The organism is Burkholderia sp. GbtcB21, assembly GCF_019091065.1.
Classification (GTDB): Bacteria; Pseudomonadota; Gammaproteobacteria; order Burkholderiales; family Burkholderiaceae; genus Burkholderia; species Burkholderia pyrrocinia_C.
Map to the genome: position 1 here is coordinate 206,980 of NZ_JAGXKA010000003.1, position 20,157 is coordinate 227,136.

The following is a 20,157-nucleotide window of genomic DNA, read 5'->3' on the forward strand; positions in this document are numbered from 1 at the left end:
CGTCCGGCAAGGCGGGGTTGTAAATATAAATTGAAGAGGATACCAAAATGAACAAGGCCTATTCATTGGTGTGGAATGAAGTGCAGGGCGGCTGGTGCGCAGTCGGGGAAACGGCGCGCCGTCGCGGCAAGTCGGGCAGCGGCAAGCGCCTGCTCGCGGCGGGCGTGTCGCTGCTGGGGCTGGCGGCGGCGTCGGGCGCATACGCGCTGCCGACGGGCGGCGAGATCGCGTCGGGTAAGGCGGACATCGCGACGTCCGCGGACAACAAGACGATGTCGATCAACCAGCACACGGACAAGCTGATCACGAACTGGCAGGACTTCAGCGTGGGTGGTGGCGAGCGAGTGTCGTTCCAGCAGCCGACGAACCAGTCGATCGCGCTGAACCGGGTGATCGGGGCGAACGGCAGCCAGATTCACGGTCAGATCGACGCGAACGGTCGCGTGTTCCTGGTGAACCCGAACGGCGTGATGTTCGGCGCGGGCGCGCAAGTGAACGTGGGCGGTCTGGTGGCGTCGACGCAGAACCTGACGGACGCTGATTTCCTGGCGGGCCGCTATCGATTTGCGGGAACGTCGGGTCAAGCGGTGGAGAACGCCGGGACGATCGCGGCGACGGAAGGCGGCAGCGTGGCGCTGCTGGGCGCACGCGTGTCGAACACGGGCGTGATCCGTGCGCAGATGGGCCGTGTGGCGCTGGGCGCGGGCAATGCGTTCAACGTGAACTTCGACGGCAACGGGCTGCTGAACCTGCAGGTCGAAAGCGGCGCGGTGGACGCGCAGGCGAACAACGGCGGGCTGCTGAAGGCGGACGGCGGCGAAGTGCTGATGACGGCGCGCGCGGCCGGCGACCTGCTGGGTTCGGTGGTGAAGAACAGCGGCACGATCGAGGCGCAGGGCCTGAGCAGCCGCGACGGGAAGATCACGCTGGACGGCGGCCAGGTGCATGTCGCGGGCAAGTTGGACGCGAGCTCGCAGGATGCATCGACGGCGGGCGGCACGGTGACGACGCGCGGCGAGCAGGTGATGGTGTCGCGCGATGTGCAGGTGGATACGCGTGCGGCATCGGGCAAGGCGGGCCTGTGGACGATCGAGGCGGCCAACGTGGGCGTCGATGCGGCCGGAAATGCCATCACCGGAGAGACGTTGTCGCGCAACCTGGGTACGACGAACGTGGCGCTGACCAACACATCGGGCGACCTGACGGTGGGCGATGCGGTGAACTGGGCGAGCGACAACACGCTGGCGCTGACGTCGAAAAAGGGCAGCGTCGACCTGAAGCAGTCGCTGAAGGCGAGCGGCGCGAACGCGGGCGTGACGATGAACGCGGCGCAACAGATTCGCATCGGCAACAAGGTGGCGCTGACGGGCGAAAACGCAAGCCTGGCGCTGAACTCGGGCAGCGGCCATACGCTGACGAACGACGATGCGACGGTCACGCTGTCGGGTCGCAATGCATCGTTCTCGGCGAACGGCGATGCCTATCAGGTGATCCACGATCTCGCGGGGCTGCGCGGCGTCGAAGGCAACATGAAGGGCCGTTACGTGCTGGGCAATGCGATCGACGGCAAGGGCGCGCAATTCCGCGGTATCGGCGGTGACAGCGCATTCAACGGCGTGTTCGATGGCTTGGGCAACACGATTTCCCGCTTGACGATCAATGGCAACGGTCAGTACGTCGGCCTGTTCGGGTTGAATCGCGGCCGTATCGCGAATCTCGCGCTCGACTCGTTCGCCGTCAACGAAGCATCGACCGGAACGCCTGCGTCGGTCGGTGCGCTTGCCGGCGCCAATCATGGCGGGACCATCTCGAACGTTCGCGTAACGAAGACGACGGTTTCGTCGAACGGGAAGATCAGCAGCCTCGTCGGCGGCCTCGTCGGTGACAACGTCGCCGGCGTCATCGACCGCGCCCGATTCCAGGGCAGCATCACAGCCAACGAGGCGGCCGATTCAATCGGCGGCATTGCCGGCAGGAATTTCAGCGCGCGGATCGCGAATAGCCAGGCCGATGCCGAGATCACGAGCATGCGATCGTCGAACTACATGCGCGCCGTCGGTGGTGTCGTCGGCAGGAATCTCTATGCGACGGTGTCGGATTCGACGAGTGCCGGCAGGATCTCGGTGGGTGACCGCACGCAAGTGGGCGGCCTCGTCGGTCAGTCGGCGAACGGCATGATCGACAACGCGATTTCGACGGTCGACGTGTCGGCCGGGAAGTCGAGCTTCGTCGGCGGCGCGGTCGGCAGCAGCGATGGCGGCACGATCGTCGGTTCGTCGGCAAGCGGCATCGTTCGCGCGACGGACGGCAGCAAGGTCGGCGGGTTCGTCGGCCTCAACAGAGGCGCTCGTATCGCGGATGCGCAAGCGTTCGGCGCGGTGAACTCGAAAGGCGCGGCAGCCGTTGGCGGCTTCGCTGGGGAGAACGTCGACGGCGGCGTGCTCGAAAACGTCGCGGCAAACGGTAGCGTGAGCGACATCGCGAGCAGCGTCGTGGGCGGCCTGGTCGGCAGGAACGCCGGCACGATCCGGGCGGGCAACGCGGCAGGCGATGTCGGTGCAGGCCAGGGAGCCAGCGTGGGCGGGCTTGTCGCCGTGAACGACGGCGCAATCGAGCAATCCGCGGCTCGCGGAGCCGTGCGTGCCGGGCAGGCGAGCCGGGTTGGCGGGCTCGTCGGCCTGAACCACGGAACGATTTCGGGGTCGAGCGCGGACGGATCGGTCACTGCGGCTCGCGACAGCTCCGTCGGAGGTCTGGTCGGCGAAAACATCGGCAAACAAGCCAGCATCCGGAACTCGAAGGCATCGGGCAACGTGACGACCGCCATCGGCCAGTTCATCGGCGGGTTCGCCGGGATGAACGGTGACGGCGCGCTGATCGCCGATTCGGAATCGTCGGGGGCGATCGCTGGCACCGGTTTGCTCGCCGGTGGGTTCGTGGGCGTGAATCATGGCGTGATCCGTTCGTCGCATACGAGTTCGAAGTTTGATCGCTCGGGGGTGGATATGCCCTTGGTGAGAGGCGGATTCGTTGCATTCAACTCGGGGCGCATCGAATCGAGCGATACGAGCGGCGCGGCCGCACGTGAACCGTTCGCCAGCGTCAACGTGGGCTGGATCGACAGCAAGCGGTAATTCTTCTCGGTGAAGAGCCGGGCTCGAATGCCCCGGGGCGGCAACCAGGATCGAACGGTTGCCGCCCCGGATACGGCATGCCGGTTCCGGGGCGGGTTGGAGCCGGCGAGCATGGCGCGGATGGTGCAGTAATCCGCGAAACGAGCAACGGACGTATTCGTTCCGCGCTCGATAAGCAGTTTGTATAGGTATACGAAATAACTAAAGTATGCCGACCAATCATGAGGAAATGAAGAATGAACAAGGCCTATTCATTGGTATGGAATGAAGCGCAGGGCGGCTGGTGCGCAGTAGGGGAAACGGCACGCCGTCGCGGCAAGTCGGGCAGCGGCAAGCGCCTGCTCGCGGCGAGCGTGTCGCTGCTGGGGCTGGCTGCGGCGTCGGGCGCATACGCGCTGCCGACGGGCGGCGAGATCGCGTCGGGTAAGGCGGACATCGCGACGTCCGCGGACAACAAGACGATGTCGATCAACCAGCACACGGACAAGCTGATCACGAACTGGCAGGACTTCAGCGTCGGTGGTGGCGAGCGAGTGTCGTTCCAGCAGCCGACGAACCAGTCGATCGCGCTGAACCGGGTGATCGGGGCAAACGGCAGCCAGATTCACGGTCAGATCGACGCGAACGGTCGCGTGTTCCTGGTGAACCCGAACGGCGTGATGTTCGGCGCGGGCGCGCAAGTGAACGTGGGCGGCCTGGTGGCGTCGACGCAGAACCTGACGGACGCTGATTTCCTGGCGGGCCGCTATCGATTTGCGGGAACGTCGGGTCAAGCGGTGGAGAACGCCGGGACGATCGCGGCGACGGAAGGCGGCAGCGTGGCGCTGCTGGGCGCACGCGTGTCGAACACGGGCGTGATCCGTGCGCAGATGGGTCGCGTGGCGCTGGGCGCGGGCAATGCGTTCAACGTGAACTTCGACGGCAACGGGCTGCTGAACCTGCAGGTCGAAAGCGGCGCGGTGGACGCGCAGGCGAACAACGGCGGGCTGCTGAAGGCGGACGGCGGTGAAGTGCTGATGACGGCACGTGCGGCCGGCGACCTGCTGGGTTCGGTGGTGAAGAACAGCGGCACGATCGAGGCGCAGGGCCTGAGCAGCCGCGACGGGAAGATCACGCTGGACGGCGGCCAGGTGCATGTCGCGGGCAAGCTGGACGCGAGCTCGCAGGATGCATCGACGGCGGGCGGCACGGTGACGACGCGCGGCGAGCAGGTGGTGGTATCGCGCGACGTGCAGGTGGATACGCGTGCGGCATCGGGCAAGGCGGGCCTGTGGACGATCGAGGCGGCCAACGCCGGGGTCGGCACGGCAGCGCAGCCGGGCAAGCGCGGTCTGGTCATTGGCGGCGGGCTCAACGGTAACACTGGCAGCGGCGGCAATGGCGGCACCGGCGGTAACGCTGGCGGTGCGATCGACGGAGAGACGCTGGCGCGCAGCCTGGGCACGACGAACGTGGCGCTGACCAACACGTCGGGCGACCTGACGGTGGGCGATGCGGTGAACTGGGCGAGCGACAACACGCTGGCGCTGACGTCGAAAAAGGGCAGCGTCGACCTGAAGCAGTCGCTGAAGGCGAGCGGCGCGAACGCGGGCGTGACGATGAACGCGGCGCAACAGATCCGCATCGGCAACAACGTGGCGCTGACGGGCGAAAACGCAAGCCTGGCGCTGAACTCGGGCAGCGGCCACACGCTGACGAACGACGATGCGGTGGTTACGCTGTCGGGCCGCAATGCGTCGTTCTCGGCGAACGGTGAAGGGTATCAGGTGATCCACGATCTCGCGGGGCTGCGCGGCGTCGACGGCAACATGAAGGGCCGTTACGTGCTGGGTAACGCGATCGACGGCAAGGACGCGCAATTCCGCAGCCTTGGCGGCAAGAGTCAGGGGTTCACTGGTGTGTTCGACGGTCTGGGCAATACCATCGGCAACCTGTCGATCTCGAACCCCGGGGTGGCGACCGTCGGGTTGTTCGCGTCCAATTCGGGTCGCATCGCCAACCTCACGCTGGACAAAATCACTGCGCGGGGGGCGGCCTCACCGACAGACATCGTCAGCATCGGCACGCTGGCCGGCTACAACCTGGGCGACATCACGAACGTGAAGGCGAAAAACGTCCTGGTAACCGGCACCGGCCGCGTGATCGTCGGTGGTCTGGTCGGCAGCAACTATAGCGGACGGATCGATCGCGCATCCGTTTCCGGCCGTGTCGAAGGCGGCAAGGAAGCGCAGTACGCCGGTGGTCTGGTTGGCGAAAGCCGCACCGTCCTTTGGCCGAATCTCGGCGACGCGACCATCAGCAACAGCCGCGCCGACGTACAGGTCCGCAGCGAGTCGGCGGGCAGCACTGGCGGTCTGGTCGGGATCAACCGGGGCATCATCTCGGCCTCGACGGCCACGGGCAGTGTCACCGCGCTGGCCAGCGGTGCGCGTGTCGGTGGCCTGGTCGGTTTCAACGAAGGCGGGGAGAAGTCGGGCCGCATCAAGGCCTCTTCGTCGAGCGCGAGCGTGCGAGGTGGTCATGACGCGACGGCGGGCGGCCTGGTCGGCTACAACGCCGCGGCGATCGAAGCCTCCAACGCGACGGGCAGCGTGACCGTGGGCAACAACGGCACGGCGGGCGGCCTGGTCGGCTACAACACCGCGTCGATCGATGCATCCGGCGCGAAGGGCGACGTGACCGTTGGCGACAACGGCAAGGCAGGCGGCCTGGTCGGGGAAAATCTCGGCAAGATCGCCGCGTCGACGGCGGACAGCAAAGTCGTTGCCGGTCGGTCGGCCATGGTCGGCGGGCTCGCCGGCGTCAACCGTGCGACGATCCTGGCGTCGACGGCGAACGGCAGCGTTCAGGCCGGCAACGCCGCGGTGGCGGGCGGTCTCGTGGGGTTGAACGAGGCCACGATCAACGCATCCACGGCGAACGGCAACGTCACGACGGGCACCGACAGCCAGCTGGGCGGCCTCGTCGGCCTTAACGGGTACGCGGCCAAGATCATCGCATCGAATGCGCATGGCAAGGTGGACGGGCGCGGCAACGCGAAGGCAGGCGGCCTCGTCGGCACGAACCTCGGCAAGGTGGACGGTTCGTCGGCCGACGGAGAGGTCAAGGTCGGCGCGCAAGGCCAGGCAGGCGGCCTCGTCGGCGAAAACCACGGCACCGTGACCGCCTCCTCGGCGGCCGGCAACGTATCGGCTGGCGATGACGGCATGGCAGGTGGTCTCGTCGGCATGAACTTCGGCAAGGTGGCGAGCGCCAGCGCAAGCGGGGCCGTGAACGTCGACGGTACGTACGGCAAGGCAGGCGGCCTGGTCGGATACAACATGGGCAGCGTGGCGTCGTCGAGCGCGTCGGGCGACGTCGTTGCGGGCGACAATAGCTACGTCGGTGGTCTGGTCGGCCAAAACTTCATGGGCGCATCGATCGATGCGTCCGACGCTTCCGGTTCGGCGAAGGGCGGTGATCTCAGTCGGGTCGGCGGCCTCGTCGGCGAAAACGACGGCAAGGTCAAGGCGTCGTCGTCGTCGGGTGCGGTGTCCGGCGGGCGCTATGCGTGGCTGGGCGGCGTGGCAGGCGGAAACTTCGGCAACGTCGACAATTCGAGCTCGAGCAGCCGTATTGCCTACACGGACGGCTACGACCAGTTCTACGGCGGGCTGGTCGGCCTCAATTTGGGCTGGATGCGTGGCAATAGCGTGAGCGGAAGCGCGGCGGCGGTGCCGCTGGCGGGCCGCAACATGCGCGAAATCCGGAACTGATCGGTCCCGTTCCGGGAGGCGGGGGCGTTGCAGTGACGCTCGCCTCCCGGGCACGTCGCGCTGTCTCGGCTTCGATCCGACGTCCGTTCGGCACAGGTGCCGGGCGGGTTGGCGACCGGCAATGGCGGTTCGTACGCCATCGCCGGCTCGGTCTTCGTCGAAACGATGCTTTTCAAAGGTTCTTCGCGTTGACCCGCGAAGAACCTTTTCTTTTGGGCGGCGAGTTGGGCATGCCGGAGAATCATTGGAACAGTCGGTATGCGCGCCGCCAGTACGCGTCGAGGTGGCAGCGCGATCGGGGGCAAATCTTTAGAAAACTTTAACAAAATGCGTTGCCCCAGCTGTTGATCCGCCGAACGCTCAGTCGACGCAATGCGAAAAAACGACGCGTATTTGTCGCATCAAGATTCGGTCAAGTCCGAAAGTGCGGCGCAGTTCTATCTAATATGTACGAAATGGTTCATGCGACGAGGACGCCCGCGCGAGCCTTTGGCATGATCGGAAATCCCTTCATTTTCTAGGTGTTTTCCGAGACGGTCACGGGTGCCGGAACGACGTCGTTCCGGTCGCGTTCGCGATCGTCAACGCGCGCCATGTCGCAGAGCCCGCTTCAATCGATTCGTCGTTATCAGAGCATTTCGGTGTTCGGCGGCGGAATCGTCGTTACCATCCTTGTCCTGATCGCTTGCGGTCTCGGGATGGCATCGATCGTCTCGGGTTATGTCGAGGGGGCGCGGCGCAACTACCTGAACGGGCTGGAGCAGACGCTCAACGAAATCCAGGTAAGCGAAACCTCGTTCCGCAACGGCGTCGCGAACGCGCAGCTGATCTGGCAGGAGGCCAGCGACGTGCCGGCGCCGATCGTCGACGAGTTCCTCCTCAACGACCAGCGCGTCGCGACCCGTCCGTATCCTTCGCTCGTCGTCGGCGTGCCCGCGCGCACCGGCGATCGGGCCGAAGTCGCGCGCTATCTGTCGCTGTCGGTCCTGTTGGCACGCATCTGCGCGGCCAGCTCGATCAATCGCGGGCGCACGCTGGAGGGCTACCACTACAGCACGCGCACCGGTTTGTTCGCGCTGATCCCCCATCGGGACCGCGACGATCCCGCGCTGGTTTCGCCGGAAAGCCGCGCACGCATACTGGACGCGCTGCGCGTCGATTTCGAGCACTCGTATCCGGGCATCATCGATGCACGTCCGCACGTGCGATGGCTGCCGCCGTTCACCGATCCCGTGTCGGGGCAGCCGCGCATCCGGCTCGCGGCCGAGGCGCGCGACAACGGCAAGCCGTTCGCGGTGCTCGTCACCGAATATCCGCCCGATTACCTGCTGTCCTGGCTCGCCGACTATCGCCCCGAAGGCATGTTCTACATCACGACGGCCGATGGCCGGCTCGTCACGATGGATCCGTCGGCAAGCGATGCCGATCGCGTGGAAAGCCTGCTGAAGCTGAACCCGTCGCGGGGCGGTGCGTCGGCGTCGGGCGCGCCCGTATTCCGGAACGGCTTCCTGCTGTTTCACGGCAAGCTCGAGCCGACGGGCTGGACGCTTGCGTATGCGCTGTCGTGGGCCGACATCGCGGCCGGCGTCGCACGTTCGGCCGGTACGCTCGGCGCGGCGACGCTGCTCGCGCTCATCGTCATGTGGGTGCTGCTGCTGCGCTTTCATCGTCGGGAGTTCGTGCCGCTCTACGCGAGCTCGCAGCGCGTGTTCGACAGCGAAGCGCTGTGCCGCAGCGTGATCGAGATGGCGCCGATCGGGCTCGGGCTGATCGCGCGCGACGACGGGCGTTTCATGCTCGTGAGCCCCGCGCTGACGGACGTGGTCGAGCGGATCGGCGGCGACTATCACGCGCTGTCGAGCCAGGTGGCCGACGCATGGCAGGCGCGTGGCGACGCAGGCGGCGTGTTGTACGGCGACCTGCTGCTGGGCGACACGCAAGCCGCGCACCTGAACCTGGAGTTCATCGCGTGCGGCGCACGCTATCAGGGCACGGACGTGCTGATCGCCGCGGTCGCCGACATGACCGCGAAGCGGCAACTCGTGCAGCAGCTGGAAGAGGCCGTGCGCGCGGCCGATTCAGCCAACGCCGCGAAATCGTCGTTCCTCGCGGCGATGAGCCACGAGATCCGCACGCCGCTGAACGTGATTCTCGGCAACCTGGAACTGCTTGAGCGCTCGGCGCTCGACGCGGTCCAGCATGGCCGCGTGTATACGCTGCGCACGTCGGCGAAGAGCCTGCTCGCGCTCGTCAGCGACATTCTCGATTTTTCGAAGATCGAGGCCGGCGCGATGTCGGTCGAATCGATCGCGTTCGACGTGAGTGCGGTGATCGAGCGCGAGCTGAACGCGTTCGCGACGATCGCGAAGGCGAAGGGATTGCAGCTGTTCTGCGAGATCCATGCGAGCAGCACGCAACAGATGCGCGGCGATCCGACGCGGCTGGCACAGGTGCTCCGCAATCTGCTGAACAACGCGCTGAAGTTTACGCATGCGGGCAGCGTGACCGTGCGCGTTGCCGTCGTCGCCGACGGGCATGACGCCCCGGAACTGTCGATCGAGGTCGAGGATACGGGCATCGGCATTGCCACCGAACATCGACACAAGTTGTTCAAGGCGTTTTCGCAGGTCGATACGTCGATCACGCGGCGTTACGGTGGCACCGGTCTCGGGCTCGCGCTGTGCAGCCGGCTCGTCGCGGCGATGGGCGGCCGCATCGCGGTGGAGAGCGAGCCGGGCGCCGGCAGCCGTTTCACGGTGCTTCTGCCGCTCGGTATGGACGTTGTCACGCTCGACCGGCCGCGCGCGGCGCACGCACACGCGCTGACGCTGATCGCCGCGCATCCCGCGTGGCGCGATTTCGCGTTACCGCATCTGCAGGCATGGGGATTCGACGTCAGCGTGTACGACAGCCCGTCGAGTCTGCCGGGCGGCGTTGCGCGACGGGGCGCGGTCGTGCTGTTCGGCGATTCCGACACGTGGTCGCACGCGGATCTGGCCAGCCTGAGCGATTGCGAGCGGCTGATACTCGCGATACCCGACGGCCCGCTCGAACCGTATCGTGCCGGCGACACGGTACGCGTGTCGAGCTATTCGCTCGGCGGCTTGCGTGCCGCGTTGGCGCTCGGCGGCCCGCTGCTCGGCGGCCCGATGCGCGACGAAAGCCGGATCGATGCCGTATCGGGCGACGATCCGCGGCGTGACGATTCGCACGCTCGCGATTCGGCGGCGGCCGAAATGTCGCGCGCGGCCGCCGAGCGCGGCAGTCGCGCATTGCGCGTGCTCGTCGCGGACGACGAAACCATCAACGGCTCGATTTTCAGCGAGCAACTGTACGCGCTCGGCTGTACGGCAGCCGAGGCCGGATCGGGGCGTGCGGCGCTCGAATCGCTGGCCGGCGGCGAATGGGACGTGCTGCTGATCGGCGACGATCTGCCCGACATGCGCGCGCACCAACTGGCGGAAGCGGCGCGCGGCGTCGATCCCGCGTGCGACGTACTGGTCGTGACGTCGCATTTGACACCCGAAGGCATGCAGCGCTGCGCGGCAGCCGGTGTGCGGCGCGTATTGACAAAACCCGTGACGCTCGGTCACTTGCGCGGCGCGCTTGCGCATGCGTGGCAGCGGCGTGCCGCGGCTTCGGCGAAGGAGCCATGCGCGGCCGCTTGCCCATTGGGCTCAACCAATCATGAAACAGCTTTGTATGACAAGTAACCAACAGCAGCGTACGCGTCAGCGCGTATCCAAAACAACAAGGGCAGGGTGCCGGCGCATGTTCACGTCGCGCGGCAGAATTCAAATCAATACTGGAGGGGAACGTCGTGCGTCACGTAGGGAAGGTATTCGCACTGTTGCTCGATTTTGCCGCGCTCTCTGAGAAGTCCCGTCGGGAATTCCTGACGATGATGAACGAGTTTCTGCTCATGTCGCCGGTTCAGCGGCGCCGTACGCTGAACGAGTGGAAAAATCGGGTGGACGGCAACCCGCATGACCTGCCTGGCGATTCGAGCCACCGATAGCGCCGCGTCGCGGCCCGACCGCGCTGCGTGAGAGCGTAGCCGGTATCCCGTAACGGCGCCGAGCCGTCGTCAACTTCGGCAATCTGCGCGGCGCGTCCGTGCGGACAGGTCGTGCGTATCACGAGCGCCGGCACCTGTCGTCCGCCGCGTGGCCCACGCTAATTGCAGGGCGAACCGGGATTTATCTTAAAATTGAGTCATTATTTGTCCGGTGCGCCTAATATGGCCAGCCATCGACGCGATGGCGCGAGCATGCTCCCCGTCGCGGCGGGGACCGGAAGCGTGACTGAAAGCCTCGGGGAAACAGGAACATGGACGAATTTTTTGTGCGCGTGATGGTGGCCGACGATCATCCGGCGTCCGCGCTCGGCATGTCGCAGTCGCTGCAAGGCAACAGTACGATCAAGCTTGTGGGCACCGTTTCGAACTCGACGGACCTGGTCGCGGCGCTCGACGCGCAGCAGAGCGACGTGCTCGTGCTCGACTACGTGATGCCGGGCGGCAAGTACGGCGACGGGCTCGTGCTGCTGTCGTTCCTGCAGCGCCGCTATCCGGCGCTGCATATCGTGACGATCACGATGATCGACAACCCGAGCGTGCTGCGCGCGATCCACAAGCAGGGTGTGAGTTGCATCCTCAGCAAGTCGGACGCGATCTCGCACCTGATCGGCGCCGTGCATGCCGCGTACGTCGGTGCGAACTACATGTCGCCGTATATCAAGCAGCTCCTGCAGGACATCGAATCCGAGCCCGCTACCCGCGCACTGACGACACGCGAGATCGAGGTTGTCCGATTGTTCGGCGCGGGCTACACGGTGGGAGAGATCGCAGCGCAGCTCCATCGCAGCAAGCAGACCATCAGTTCGCAGAAGTCGAGCGCGATGAAGAAGCTCGGGATCGTTCGCGACGCGGATCTGATCCGCTACAACGACGAGCAAAATCTCGCCGGTGCGTCCGACGACGATGCCGCGTCGACGTGACGCACGAGGCCCGGCTGCCGCTCCGGCCAGCTTCCGGGCAAACTCCGCCGAAGTGACGCATCGCGTGTGAGCGCAGGCACGCCACGCGAACGACTACCCTGTTTTCCTGGGGGGCGATGCGCCGGCATCGGCGAATGATGCGGTATGCCCGGCCACGAGCAACGAGATCGATACGACATGCCCGCAAAGCTCAAAAGAATTGTTTCGTACGCCACCGGGGCCGTTCGCAAGCCATTCGAACCGGGACGCGTCCGGCGGCAGCAGCAGTTTCAGCTGTATGCCAGCGGCGCGGCGATCTCCGGGTTCATTCTGGTGTGCGCGACACTCGTTTTGCTGCTCGACGTGCAGGAGTCGCTCGAGCGCTTCCGCGTCGAGTTCACGGGGCGCAGGGCCGAACTCGTTGCCGAGCTGGAGATCATGAGGGCGCTGCGGAATCGCTATGTCGAGGACATGGAGCTGCAGTGGGCCGGCGCCGCTGACAATTCGCGCGGCCTGGGGTTGCTCGCCGGCAAGCACGGCAAGCAGACGTTCGTCGGGCAAAAAGGGCGAATTGCGATCGCCGCATTCGCCGACATCCCGCCGGCCGCATCGGCGGACAGTCGCTTGCCTTACCTCGCGCGCTATCTCGAGCGGGTCGAGGTGACGGGCGTCCTGCCGCCGCCGCAACCGGCCGATCCGGGCGGTTCTGCCTACCTGATCGATCCGAACGGCGATTTCGTCGTTGCGGCGGGGTATCCGCTGGTGAAGCGAGCGCTTGCGTTGCCGGCCGGTGTCGACGTCAGGGCATTGGTCGAGCAACTGCGGCCGATGACGGACGATACGGCCGTATCGACGGCGCCCGCCGTTCGTCGAAACGCGATTGCGCTGGATCGGCGATTCGATCCGGTGCTCGGGCGCTCCGTGCTGCGGATGGTGCAATGGGTGCGTGGCGCGGACGGCAGGCCGGTCGTCTGGTTCGTCATCAACAGCCTGCCGTTGATCGAGGGGATACTGCGCTCGCCGGGCGCCGGCAGGGAATACGCGCTCGTCGATTCCGGCGGAAAGCTCCTGCTCGGCGGGCAACCCGACAGCACGATGGTGGCCCATGCGCTCGAGCATGTGCGCCACGACGCCGGCGAGCGGGCGGCCGCACATCGTGTCGGCATGAACTTCGTCATCAGCGACCGGGTGCCGAGAGCGGACGAGGTGGTGATGGCGACCATCTCATGGCGTGCCGTGCTGAACGACATAGCCTGGCGCGGGAGCTTGACGGTCACGCCCGCGCTCGTCGCGATCGCGCTGCTGTGGATCGCAATCGTGGCGTTCGACAGGCGGGCGCTGCGTCCGGCGAATCGGCGTGCGATTCGCCTGATCGAAAGCGAGGCGCTCAACCGGGCGCTGATCCGCACGGCGCCGGCCGGGCTCGTGCTGCTGTCGTTCGTCGACGGCGAAGCGATCGTGCGCAACGACGCGATGATCGCGTACGAGCGGGGCGTGGCGGGCGAGCCGCTCGGCAAGCGGCTGTGGCGCGCGTACCGGGACGGCGCGCCCGCCGGCAACGCGCGTGCGCGCGTCACGCGGGAGCTGGCCGTCGAGCGCGCGGGAAGCGGCACCGTCTATCTCGACGCGCACATCGTGCGAACCAAGTACCGCGGGATCGACGTGCTGCTGTGCACGCTGCTCGACATCACGGCCCGCAAGCAGGCCGAGGAGAAGCTGCGCGAGGCGCGCGAAGCCGCCGAATTCGCGAACAAGGCGAAATCGACGTTTCTCGCGACGATGAGCCACGAGATCCGCACGCCGCTCAACGCGATCATCGGCAACCTGGAGCTGATGGAGCGCGCGCAGATGGCGGCGCCGCTGCGGCGCCGGCTGGGGACGATCATGTCGTCGTCCGATGCGCTGCTGCGCGTGATCAACGACGTGCTCGACCTGTCGAAGGCCGAGTCGAACCAGATGGCGCTCGAAAGCATTCCGTTCGACCTGCGTCGTGTCGTGAACGACGTGGCCGCGATCTTCCGTCCGCTCGCGGATGCGAAAAACCTCACGCTTGCATGCAGGATTGCGCCGGATCTTGCCGATGGTTACGTGGGAGACCCGACGCGGCTGCGGCAACTGGTGTCGAACCTCGTCAGCAATGCGATCAAGTTTACGAAGCGCGGCGGCGTGACGATCGACGTGCGGCTTGCCCAGGCGGGCCCGGCAGGCCGCGGCGTCGAAATCGCCGTCCGCGATACGGGCATCGGCATTCCCGAGGACAGCATGTCGACGCTGTTCGACGTCTATATCCAGACCGATGCGTCGATCTACCGGCGTTTCGGCGGCACGGGGCTCGGGCTGCCGCTGTGCCGGCGCATCGTGACGCTGATGGGCGGCGAGCTGAGCGTCGACAGCCGTCTTGGCGACGGCACGGTTTTCGTGGCTGCGTTGCCGCTGCCCGAAGCGCCGGCTGGCTGGCGGGACGATACGCCGGAGCCCGGGACGTTCGCGGATACCGTGCGCGGGTACGAAGCTGAGGCGGAATCCGAAGTGGGCACGGAGGCTGACGCGCGCGAGGAAGCTGCCGATGACGAACCGCTGCAAGTGCTCGTCGCCGAGGATCATCCGGCAAGCCGGGCGTTGCTGCGCGACCAGCTCGACGCGTTGGGCTACGACGCGACGATCGTTTCCAACGGCATCGAGGCGATGCGCGCGTTCTTCGAGCGGCCGTACGACGTCGTGCTGACCGATCTCGGGATGCCGGAACTCGACGGCTTCGCGCTCGCGAACTTCCTGCGCGAGCAGGGCGCGCGCGTGCCCGTGATCGCGATGACGGCACATGCGACCGACGAGGATCGGCGGCGCTGCGAGCAGGCCGGCGCGGTGGAGGTCGTGCTCAAGCCGCTGTCGATCGAGACGCTCGACGCGGCGTTGCGGCGGCATGCGGGGCGCGACGCGGCGTCGCCCGCGCCGGCGTACGGGCATGCGCAGGCACCTGTCGCGCTCGCGATGACCGACGAGGTGCGGCGCACGCTGCGCGACGCGACGCTGCATTCGCTCGCGGCGATCGGTGCTGCGCTCGCGAGCGGCGACGCCGATACGCTGCGCATCGAACTGCATTCGATGCGCGGTGGCTTCGCGCTGGCGGGCGACGCCGAAGCGCGCGACGCGTGCGCAAGCGCGGAGCACGCGATGCGGGACGGCGGCCCGGAAGCATTGAAACGCGTGTGGAGTTCGACCGAGGCGGCCGTCCGGCTGGCGCTCGGACGGCTCGCTGTCGGCAGGTGACGAGCCGGGTTCGCGCATCGCGGGAAAATAATCCGGAGTATTGATCGTCGGTTCGCGGATGACGGCCGCCGTATCGTGCATCGCCGTTGAACATCCCGATACACGCCGCGCAGACGCAGATGCGCAGCGGCCTGCCCGTGCCGAAACCAGGTGGATGTCACGCTGACTCGCGCTGCGCGAGCCGCGCGCGCTTTTTGCTGTCGATGACGGCCACTTCATCGGCCGGCACCTGGCAGAACCCTCGCACTCAGCGAACGAAACAGGCTTCGAACTCCGGCGGATCGAGCGCCGCGAATACCTGCCCGAACGTATCGTGCGATGGGATCCCCCGCTCCAGCGGCACGTACCGGCGCATCCAGTCGAGCTTCGATTCGCGCCCGATCTGGCTCGCGACCCGGCTATCCGCCTCCGACAGCATCCGGCTCCGGTTACATGTCTGCCATCGTATTCCGAACGTGTGGAGCGGGCATGTGAATACCGGCACGACACGGGTCATTTGAAGCCTACATCGCAGGTCCGGACGCAAGATGATTGGTGCAAGACATGCTCAGGCGGCCAAGTAAACGACCGAAGCGAAGGGGTTTGTGCGTAACCTCGGGCACGAATTGTTAGATTCATCTAACAATCAATGATTTAAAAATACGAATTTTGCAATTTCGTACAAGTACGAGCTTATTTGGCCGGTTGATTAAAATTCGTCCTATATCCCGCCAGGCACGAGTCATCGAAAATAGCGTCAGTGGAATTGATCTTCCACACATCGAATTCCGATTAATTCATCGCAATTCGATTCCTGAAACGCAATTTTTAAATAGAGATCATTCGATGAAACTCAGCAAACTCGTTCTGGCACTGGGCGTAACTGGCGCACTGTTCGGCATCGCACATACGGCACAAGCCGAACCCGTGTCGAAGAAAATCACGCTGACCGCGCAAATCAACGACGCCATCTTCGTGTCGAAGCCGGACGGCTCGACCTGGTACAGCACGGAAGAACTCGAAGCCAACGACTACACGCAGTCGAAGTTCTCGAAGACGCTGCCGGTTCGCGTGTGGACGAAGAACCCTGAATTCAACATTTCGCTGGCGCAGCCGCTGAAGCTGTCGAGCGGTTACTACGAAATGAAGAACGCCAAGGTTCAACTGACCAGCCAGGCAGGCGACGCCGAAGTCAAGTTCGGCGCGCAGCAGAAGATCACGCAAACGACCGCGGGCAACGGCGGCTTCGACGAAGTCCACAACCTGAAGATCAACGTCGATTCGCCCAAGCAAGTCGGTACCCAGACCACCAACGGCAGCTACAGCGGCGATCTCGTGATGGTGTTCGAGCCGGTCGCAGCAGCGGCTCCGTAAGCCAGGTAAGCGGGCTGATGAGAAGCCCCGTCAGGGGCTTCTTTTTTAACGCCGTGTCAAGAATAAATCGCGTGTCAATCCTTCCAAACCCGCCATAAGAGATAACGTGTTCGCCGATCAAGTTCCCTTCCGATTCAACAAGCTGTGGCTGGGTGCGTTCCTTTTTGTTTCGTCGCATTCATTTGCAGAGCTTAAGGTCTCGTACGGAGTACCTGAAGGGTTCAGCGCGGCCGAGATGGATGACAGCGCGAATTATGTAGCGACGTTCAAAGGACGGACGCTGCCGGGGTTCATCGGCTATTCGCAGGCGGATGGCAACCTCACGTTCGATGCGAGCAAGTATGAGGAAAACGGCGTTTCTGCGGAGGACATCCGCACCTTAACGAACGTCGTTTCGCAACTGGATTACAAGCGTTGCAGCAAGGGCTGCGACGTCGAGGTCGACGGTTATTACGTCACCGTCGACAAGATGAAGCGGTCGATTTCGATTCGCGACAAGCGCGAGGATTATGTCGCGCCGCAGACGAGCCTCGGCATCGTCAACAACCAGTCACTGGATTTGCGCGCCGCGTCGGATGGCTACCGGGCCGCGAACGTCAACGGCAACACCTGGGTCGGCCTGCCGTCGCAGAGCTTCGGCTACGTGAGCTGGTACGCGAACCAGACGTCGTCGCGTTACGGCAGCGGTGGCACGCGCGGCGTATCGTCGTATTACCTGCAGAAGAACTTTGCCAGCACGTATGTGCGGGCAGGTAAGCAGAACAACATCGACTATGCGTCGGGGTCGGTCAGTACGCTGCTTTCGCCGAGCTTCGACCAGTTCGTGACGGTCGGCAGCCAGACCCACCTGCAGGTCAACAACAATGCCGGGTCGCTGATTCTCTATGCGGCCGCGGAAGGGAATTACGAGTTTTACCGCAACGGCCGCCTGATCATAAAGCGGCCGGCCGCGATCGGCCGCAACGAGATCAGCTTCGCCGATCTTCCGGGCGGCTACTACTCGGTGGAAGTGCGTCTCGTCGACCGCAACGGCAACGTGGTCGCCCGCGAAACCCGCGAAATCAACAACCTCAACTTCGGGGCAACGGGCGGCAATTCGTGGCATGTGACGGCCGGTAAGGACATGGACGTAGGCGGGCTTCTGGTCGAGGCCGGCATGAGCCGAAACCTGAAGCAGTTCTATGTGAACGCGTCGATGCTTGCGGGGCACGACGGGAAATGGGCCGCGGAAGTGAACGTGACGCGCCCGACGCAAATCGCCGGCATCGATGTCGCACCCACGCTCGGCGTGCTGAGCGGGGAGAGGGGCGTCGGCGGTTACGTGAACATCTCGCTGGCGAGCGAAGCGCTCGGCAGCCTGATGGTGAGCCGTTACCAGAACACCGACGTGTCGCGCTTCTATCGAGGGCAGCCGAGCACGGCTGTGTCCTATAGCCGCACCATCCGCAAGGCGACCTTCGGCTACAACTACCAGCAGTCGAATGCCGGTGCCGCTCATCAGGCGGAGGTGCGCTGGAACTATCGCCCGAACGGGCTGTGGGGCACCTTCGCGCTAGGCGTGCAGAAGGGCGGCTTCCAGCGCGGCAACGGCGGTTATGGCGTGTACTTCAACATGACCATGATGCTGGACAAGGTGCAGGCGAGCTTCAGCGCTGCGCATTCCGGCGGGCAGACGCAGTTGAGCGGCGATGTCCGCAAGGATTTCCAGGACAGCTTCGGCACGTCGTCCATTGGGTTGAACGCGAACCGCATCGGCAACGACTACGGCGTCAACGTCTACGGCAGCCGTTCCGGCACGCGCGGCGACGCGTCGCTGAACCTCGGCCACAGCAGCGCGGGCAGCAACGTCGACTTCAACTACCGCGGCATGGTGGCCGCGAACAAGGATGGCATCGCGCTCGGGCGCTATAGCTCGAGCGGCAGCGCGATGCTGCTGAAGACGCCGAAGCTCGACGGCATGAAGTACGGCTTCAACGTCGAGGGCGCCCCGGTTGCCGGCGACAGCACCTATGCGGTGCCGCTGAACGCATACAACGATGTCGCGTTCGCCCGTGTGCAGAGCAACAGCCAGGATCTCGACATGAACATCGAGGTGCCGGCGAACATCGTCCGCGCGCATCCGGGGCAGGTGTATTCGGCGAAGGCGCGGGTCGACATCAACATGATCTACAGCGGCTTCCTGACGGACGCCGACGGCAAGCCCATCGACGGGAAAGTGGTGGAAACCGGCGATGCGGTCCACCGGAACGGACTGTTCTCGATCGTCAGCAAGAAGATGCTGAGCGAGGTCACCGTGCAGCGCGACGATCGCCGTTATAGCTGCGACCTGAAGGACGCGAAAGGCAGCAATTACAGCTGCAAGCTCACGACCGATACGAATGCAGGAGAGGAAACGAAATGAACATGAATTTGCGAACCGTGCTTCCCGCGCTGTGCGGGCTGCTGCTGGCGACGATCCAACCGGCCCATGCCGAAGGCGAGCTGATGGTGATGCCCGCTACGACCAAGGTGTTCAACGCGCACGAGCAGAAGGTGACGGTCAAGAACATGGGCGATGCGCCGCTCTATCTGAACGTGTCGGTGCAGAAGGTCACGAACCCGGGCAAGACGCCGGAAAACAAGGTCGCGCTGGGCGATCTCGAGCACCCCGGCGTGCTGGCCAGCCCGGACAAGCTGACGCTCGGCCCTGGCCAGACGCGCGCGATCGTCCTGAAGTCGCTCGCGGAGCCGGAGCAGGAAGCGCTGTACCGCTTGTACATCCTGCCGGTACGGTCGCTCAAGGTCGATGACGCGCCGCAGGACAAGATCACGGCGCCGATGTCGGTCGCGATCGGTTACGGCGTGCTCGTGCGGCACATGCCGCCTCCGGGCAAGCAGCAGTCGGGCTGGACGCATCGCTGCGAGGGTGGCGGGATGACGCTGGAGAGCACGGGCAATATTCGCCAGATTTTCAATGACGTGAAGGTCGGCCAGTCGGCTTCCCCGCAGACTATTGCCGTGTTCCCGGGCACGCCGCAGCATTTTGACACCAAGCGGATGACGTTGCGGGTCGACGAAAAGCCGATGACGCTGGAATGTCCGTGATGAAGCACAAGCGGCGTTGGGCGTTGGGCATGCTCGCGGCGCTGTGCTGCACCAGCAGCATGGCCGCGGGCGTTTTGAAGTTGTCCCGCACGGAACTGACATTGGCGCCGGACAAGCCGGTGCCTGAACTGTGGGCCGAGAACGTCGGGGATACGCCGTTGTACCTCGATGTGACGCAACAACTGGTCACGAATCCGGGGCAAAGCCCGGAACGCCTCGTACCGGTGACGGACGTGATGCGCCCCGCGCTGCTGGTGTCCCCCAACCGTCTCACGTTAGCGCCAGGGCAGAAATATCGGGTGATGCTGCAGGAGTTCGAAACGTCCTCGCAGGCTCAGGTGTGGAGACTGACATTCCGGCCGCGAGAGCGAATTGTTGTCGATGCGAATAACGCGTCAGGGACGCAGGCACCGCTTGTTATCAGCGTTGGATATGGCGTCGTGATTTATCAGCTGCGCGGAATGTCGGCGCGGTAATCGATAGCAATCCGCAAGGAAGATGTTCCGTGCCGATGGCCTGTGGTTCATTTTTGATTGAATTGATATTGATAGTGCCTTTTTAAGGCCAAGCGAGAGAATGATGTCGGA

At 64.9% G+C, this 20,157-nt stretch carries 11 protein-coding genes; 10 read left to right on the top strand and 1 reads right to left on the bottom strand.

All coding sequences use genetic code 11. The features are described 5' to 3' along the window. The first annotated feature begins 47 nt into the window (after nt 1–47). The 6 genes from KVT39_RS08955 to KVT39_RS08975 all read left to right on the top strand — a co-directional run bounded on the left by KVT39_RS08955 (nt 48) and on the right by KVT39_RS08975 (nt 15,133). Nucleotides 48–3,134: a GLUG motif-containing protein gene (locus KVT39_RS08955; protein WP_217588585.1), complete on the top strand. Its 3,087-nt coding sequence runs from the start codon at nt 48–50 to the stop codon at nt 3,132–3,134. A gap of 236 nt (nt 3,135–3,370) precedes the next feature. Next, on the top strand, nt 3,371–6,889 hold the full coding sequence (locus KVT39_RS08960) for a GLUG motif-containing protein (protein WP_217588587.1): 3,519 nt from the start codon (nt 3,371–3,373) through the stop codon (nt 6,887–6,889). A 593-nt stretch (nt 6,890–7,482) separates the two neighbouring features. Continuing rightward, nucleotides 7,483–10,602, top strand: a complete 3,120-nt coding sequence (locus KVT39_RS08965; RefSeq protein ID WP_217588590.1) for an ATP-binding protein — start codon at nt 7,483–7,485, stop codon at nt 10,600–10,602. Between the two features lie 107 nt (nt 10,603–10,709). Continuing rightward, complete coding sequence (locus KVT39_RS37905) at nt 10,710–10,907, top strand: hypothetical protein (protein WP_034181874.1); 198 nt, start codon at nt 10,710–10,712, stop codon at nt 10,905–10,907. Between the two features lie 311 nt (nt 10,908–11,218). Further along, the gene (locus tag KVT39_RS08970) at nt 11,219–11,887 is read left to right on the top strand and encodes a response regulator (RefSeq protein ID WP_034181875.1); all 669 of its coding nucleotides are present in this window, start codon (nt 11,219–11,221) and stop codon (nt 11,885–11,887) included. A gap of 177 nt (nt 11,888–12,064) precedes the next feature. Continuing rightward, nucleotides 12,065–15,133 carry an ATP-binding protein gene (locus tag KVT39_RS08975; RefSeq protein WP_217588592.1) on the top strand — a complete coding sequence of 1,023 codons (3,069 nt, stop codon included), beginning with the start codon at nt 12,065–12,067 and terminating at the stop codon, nt 15,131–15,133. A 247-nt stretch (nt 15,134–15,380) separates the two neighbouring features. Here KVT39_RS08975 and KVT39_RS08980 read toward each other — a convergent pair whose 3' ends face one another. Then, a complete protein-coding gene (locus tag KVT39_RS08980) occupies nt 15,381–15,551 on the bottom strand; it encodes a transposase family protein (RefSeq protein WP_217588594.1) in 171 nt (56 codons plus the stop codon). A 407-nt stretch (nt 15,552–15,958) separates the two neighbouring features. Here KVT39_RS08980 and KVT39_RS08985 point away from each other — a divergent pair, with 407 nt between their 5' ends. From KVT39_RS08985 to KVT39_RS09000, 4 genes are all read left to right on the top strand, one after another. Next, nucleotides 15,959–16,486 carry a CS1 type fimbrial major subunit gene (locus KVT39_RS08985; RefSeq protein WP_217588595.1) on the top strand — a complete coding sequence of 176 codons (528 nt, stop codon included), beginning with the start codon at nt 15,959–15,961 and terminating at the stop codon, nt 16,484–16,486. A gap of 235 nt (nt 16,487–16,721) precedes the next feature. Then, a complete protein-coding gene (locus KVT39_RS08990; protein WP_217588597.1) occupies nt 16,722–18,887 on the top strand; it encodes a TcfC E-set like domain-containing protein in 2,166 nt (721 codons plus the stop codon). After that, entirely contained in the window at nt 18,884–19,570 is a 687-nt protein-coding gene (locus KVT39_RS08995; protein WP_217588603.1) for a pilus assembly protein, read from the top strand. The genes KVT39_RS08990 and KVT39_RS08995 overlap by 4 nt, the downstream gene beginning before the upstream one ends. After that, nucleotides 19,561–20,046 carry a hypothetical protein gene (locus KVT39_RS09000; protein WP_217588605.1) on the top strand — a complete coding sequence of 162 codons (486 nt, stop codon included), beginning with the start codon at nt 19,561–19,563 and terminating at the stop codon, nt 20,044–20,046. The genes KVT39_RS08995 and KVT39_RS09000 overlap by 10 nt, the downstream gene beginning before the upstream one ends. Nucleotides 20,047–20,157: the final 111 nt, after the last annotated feature.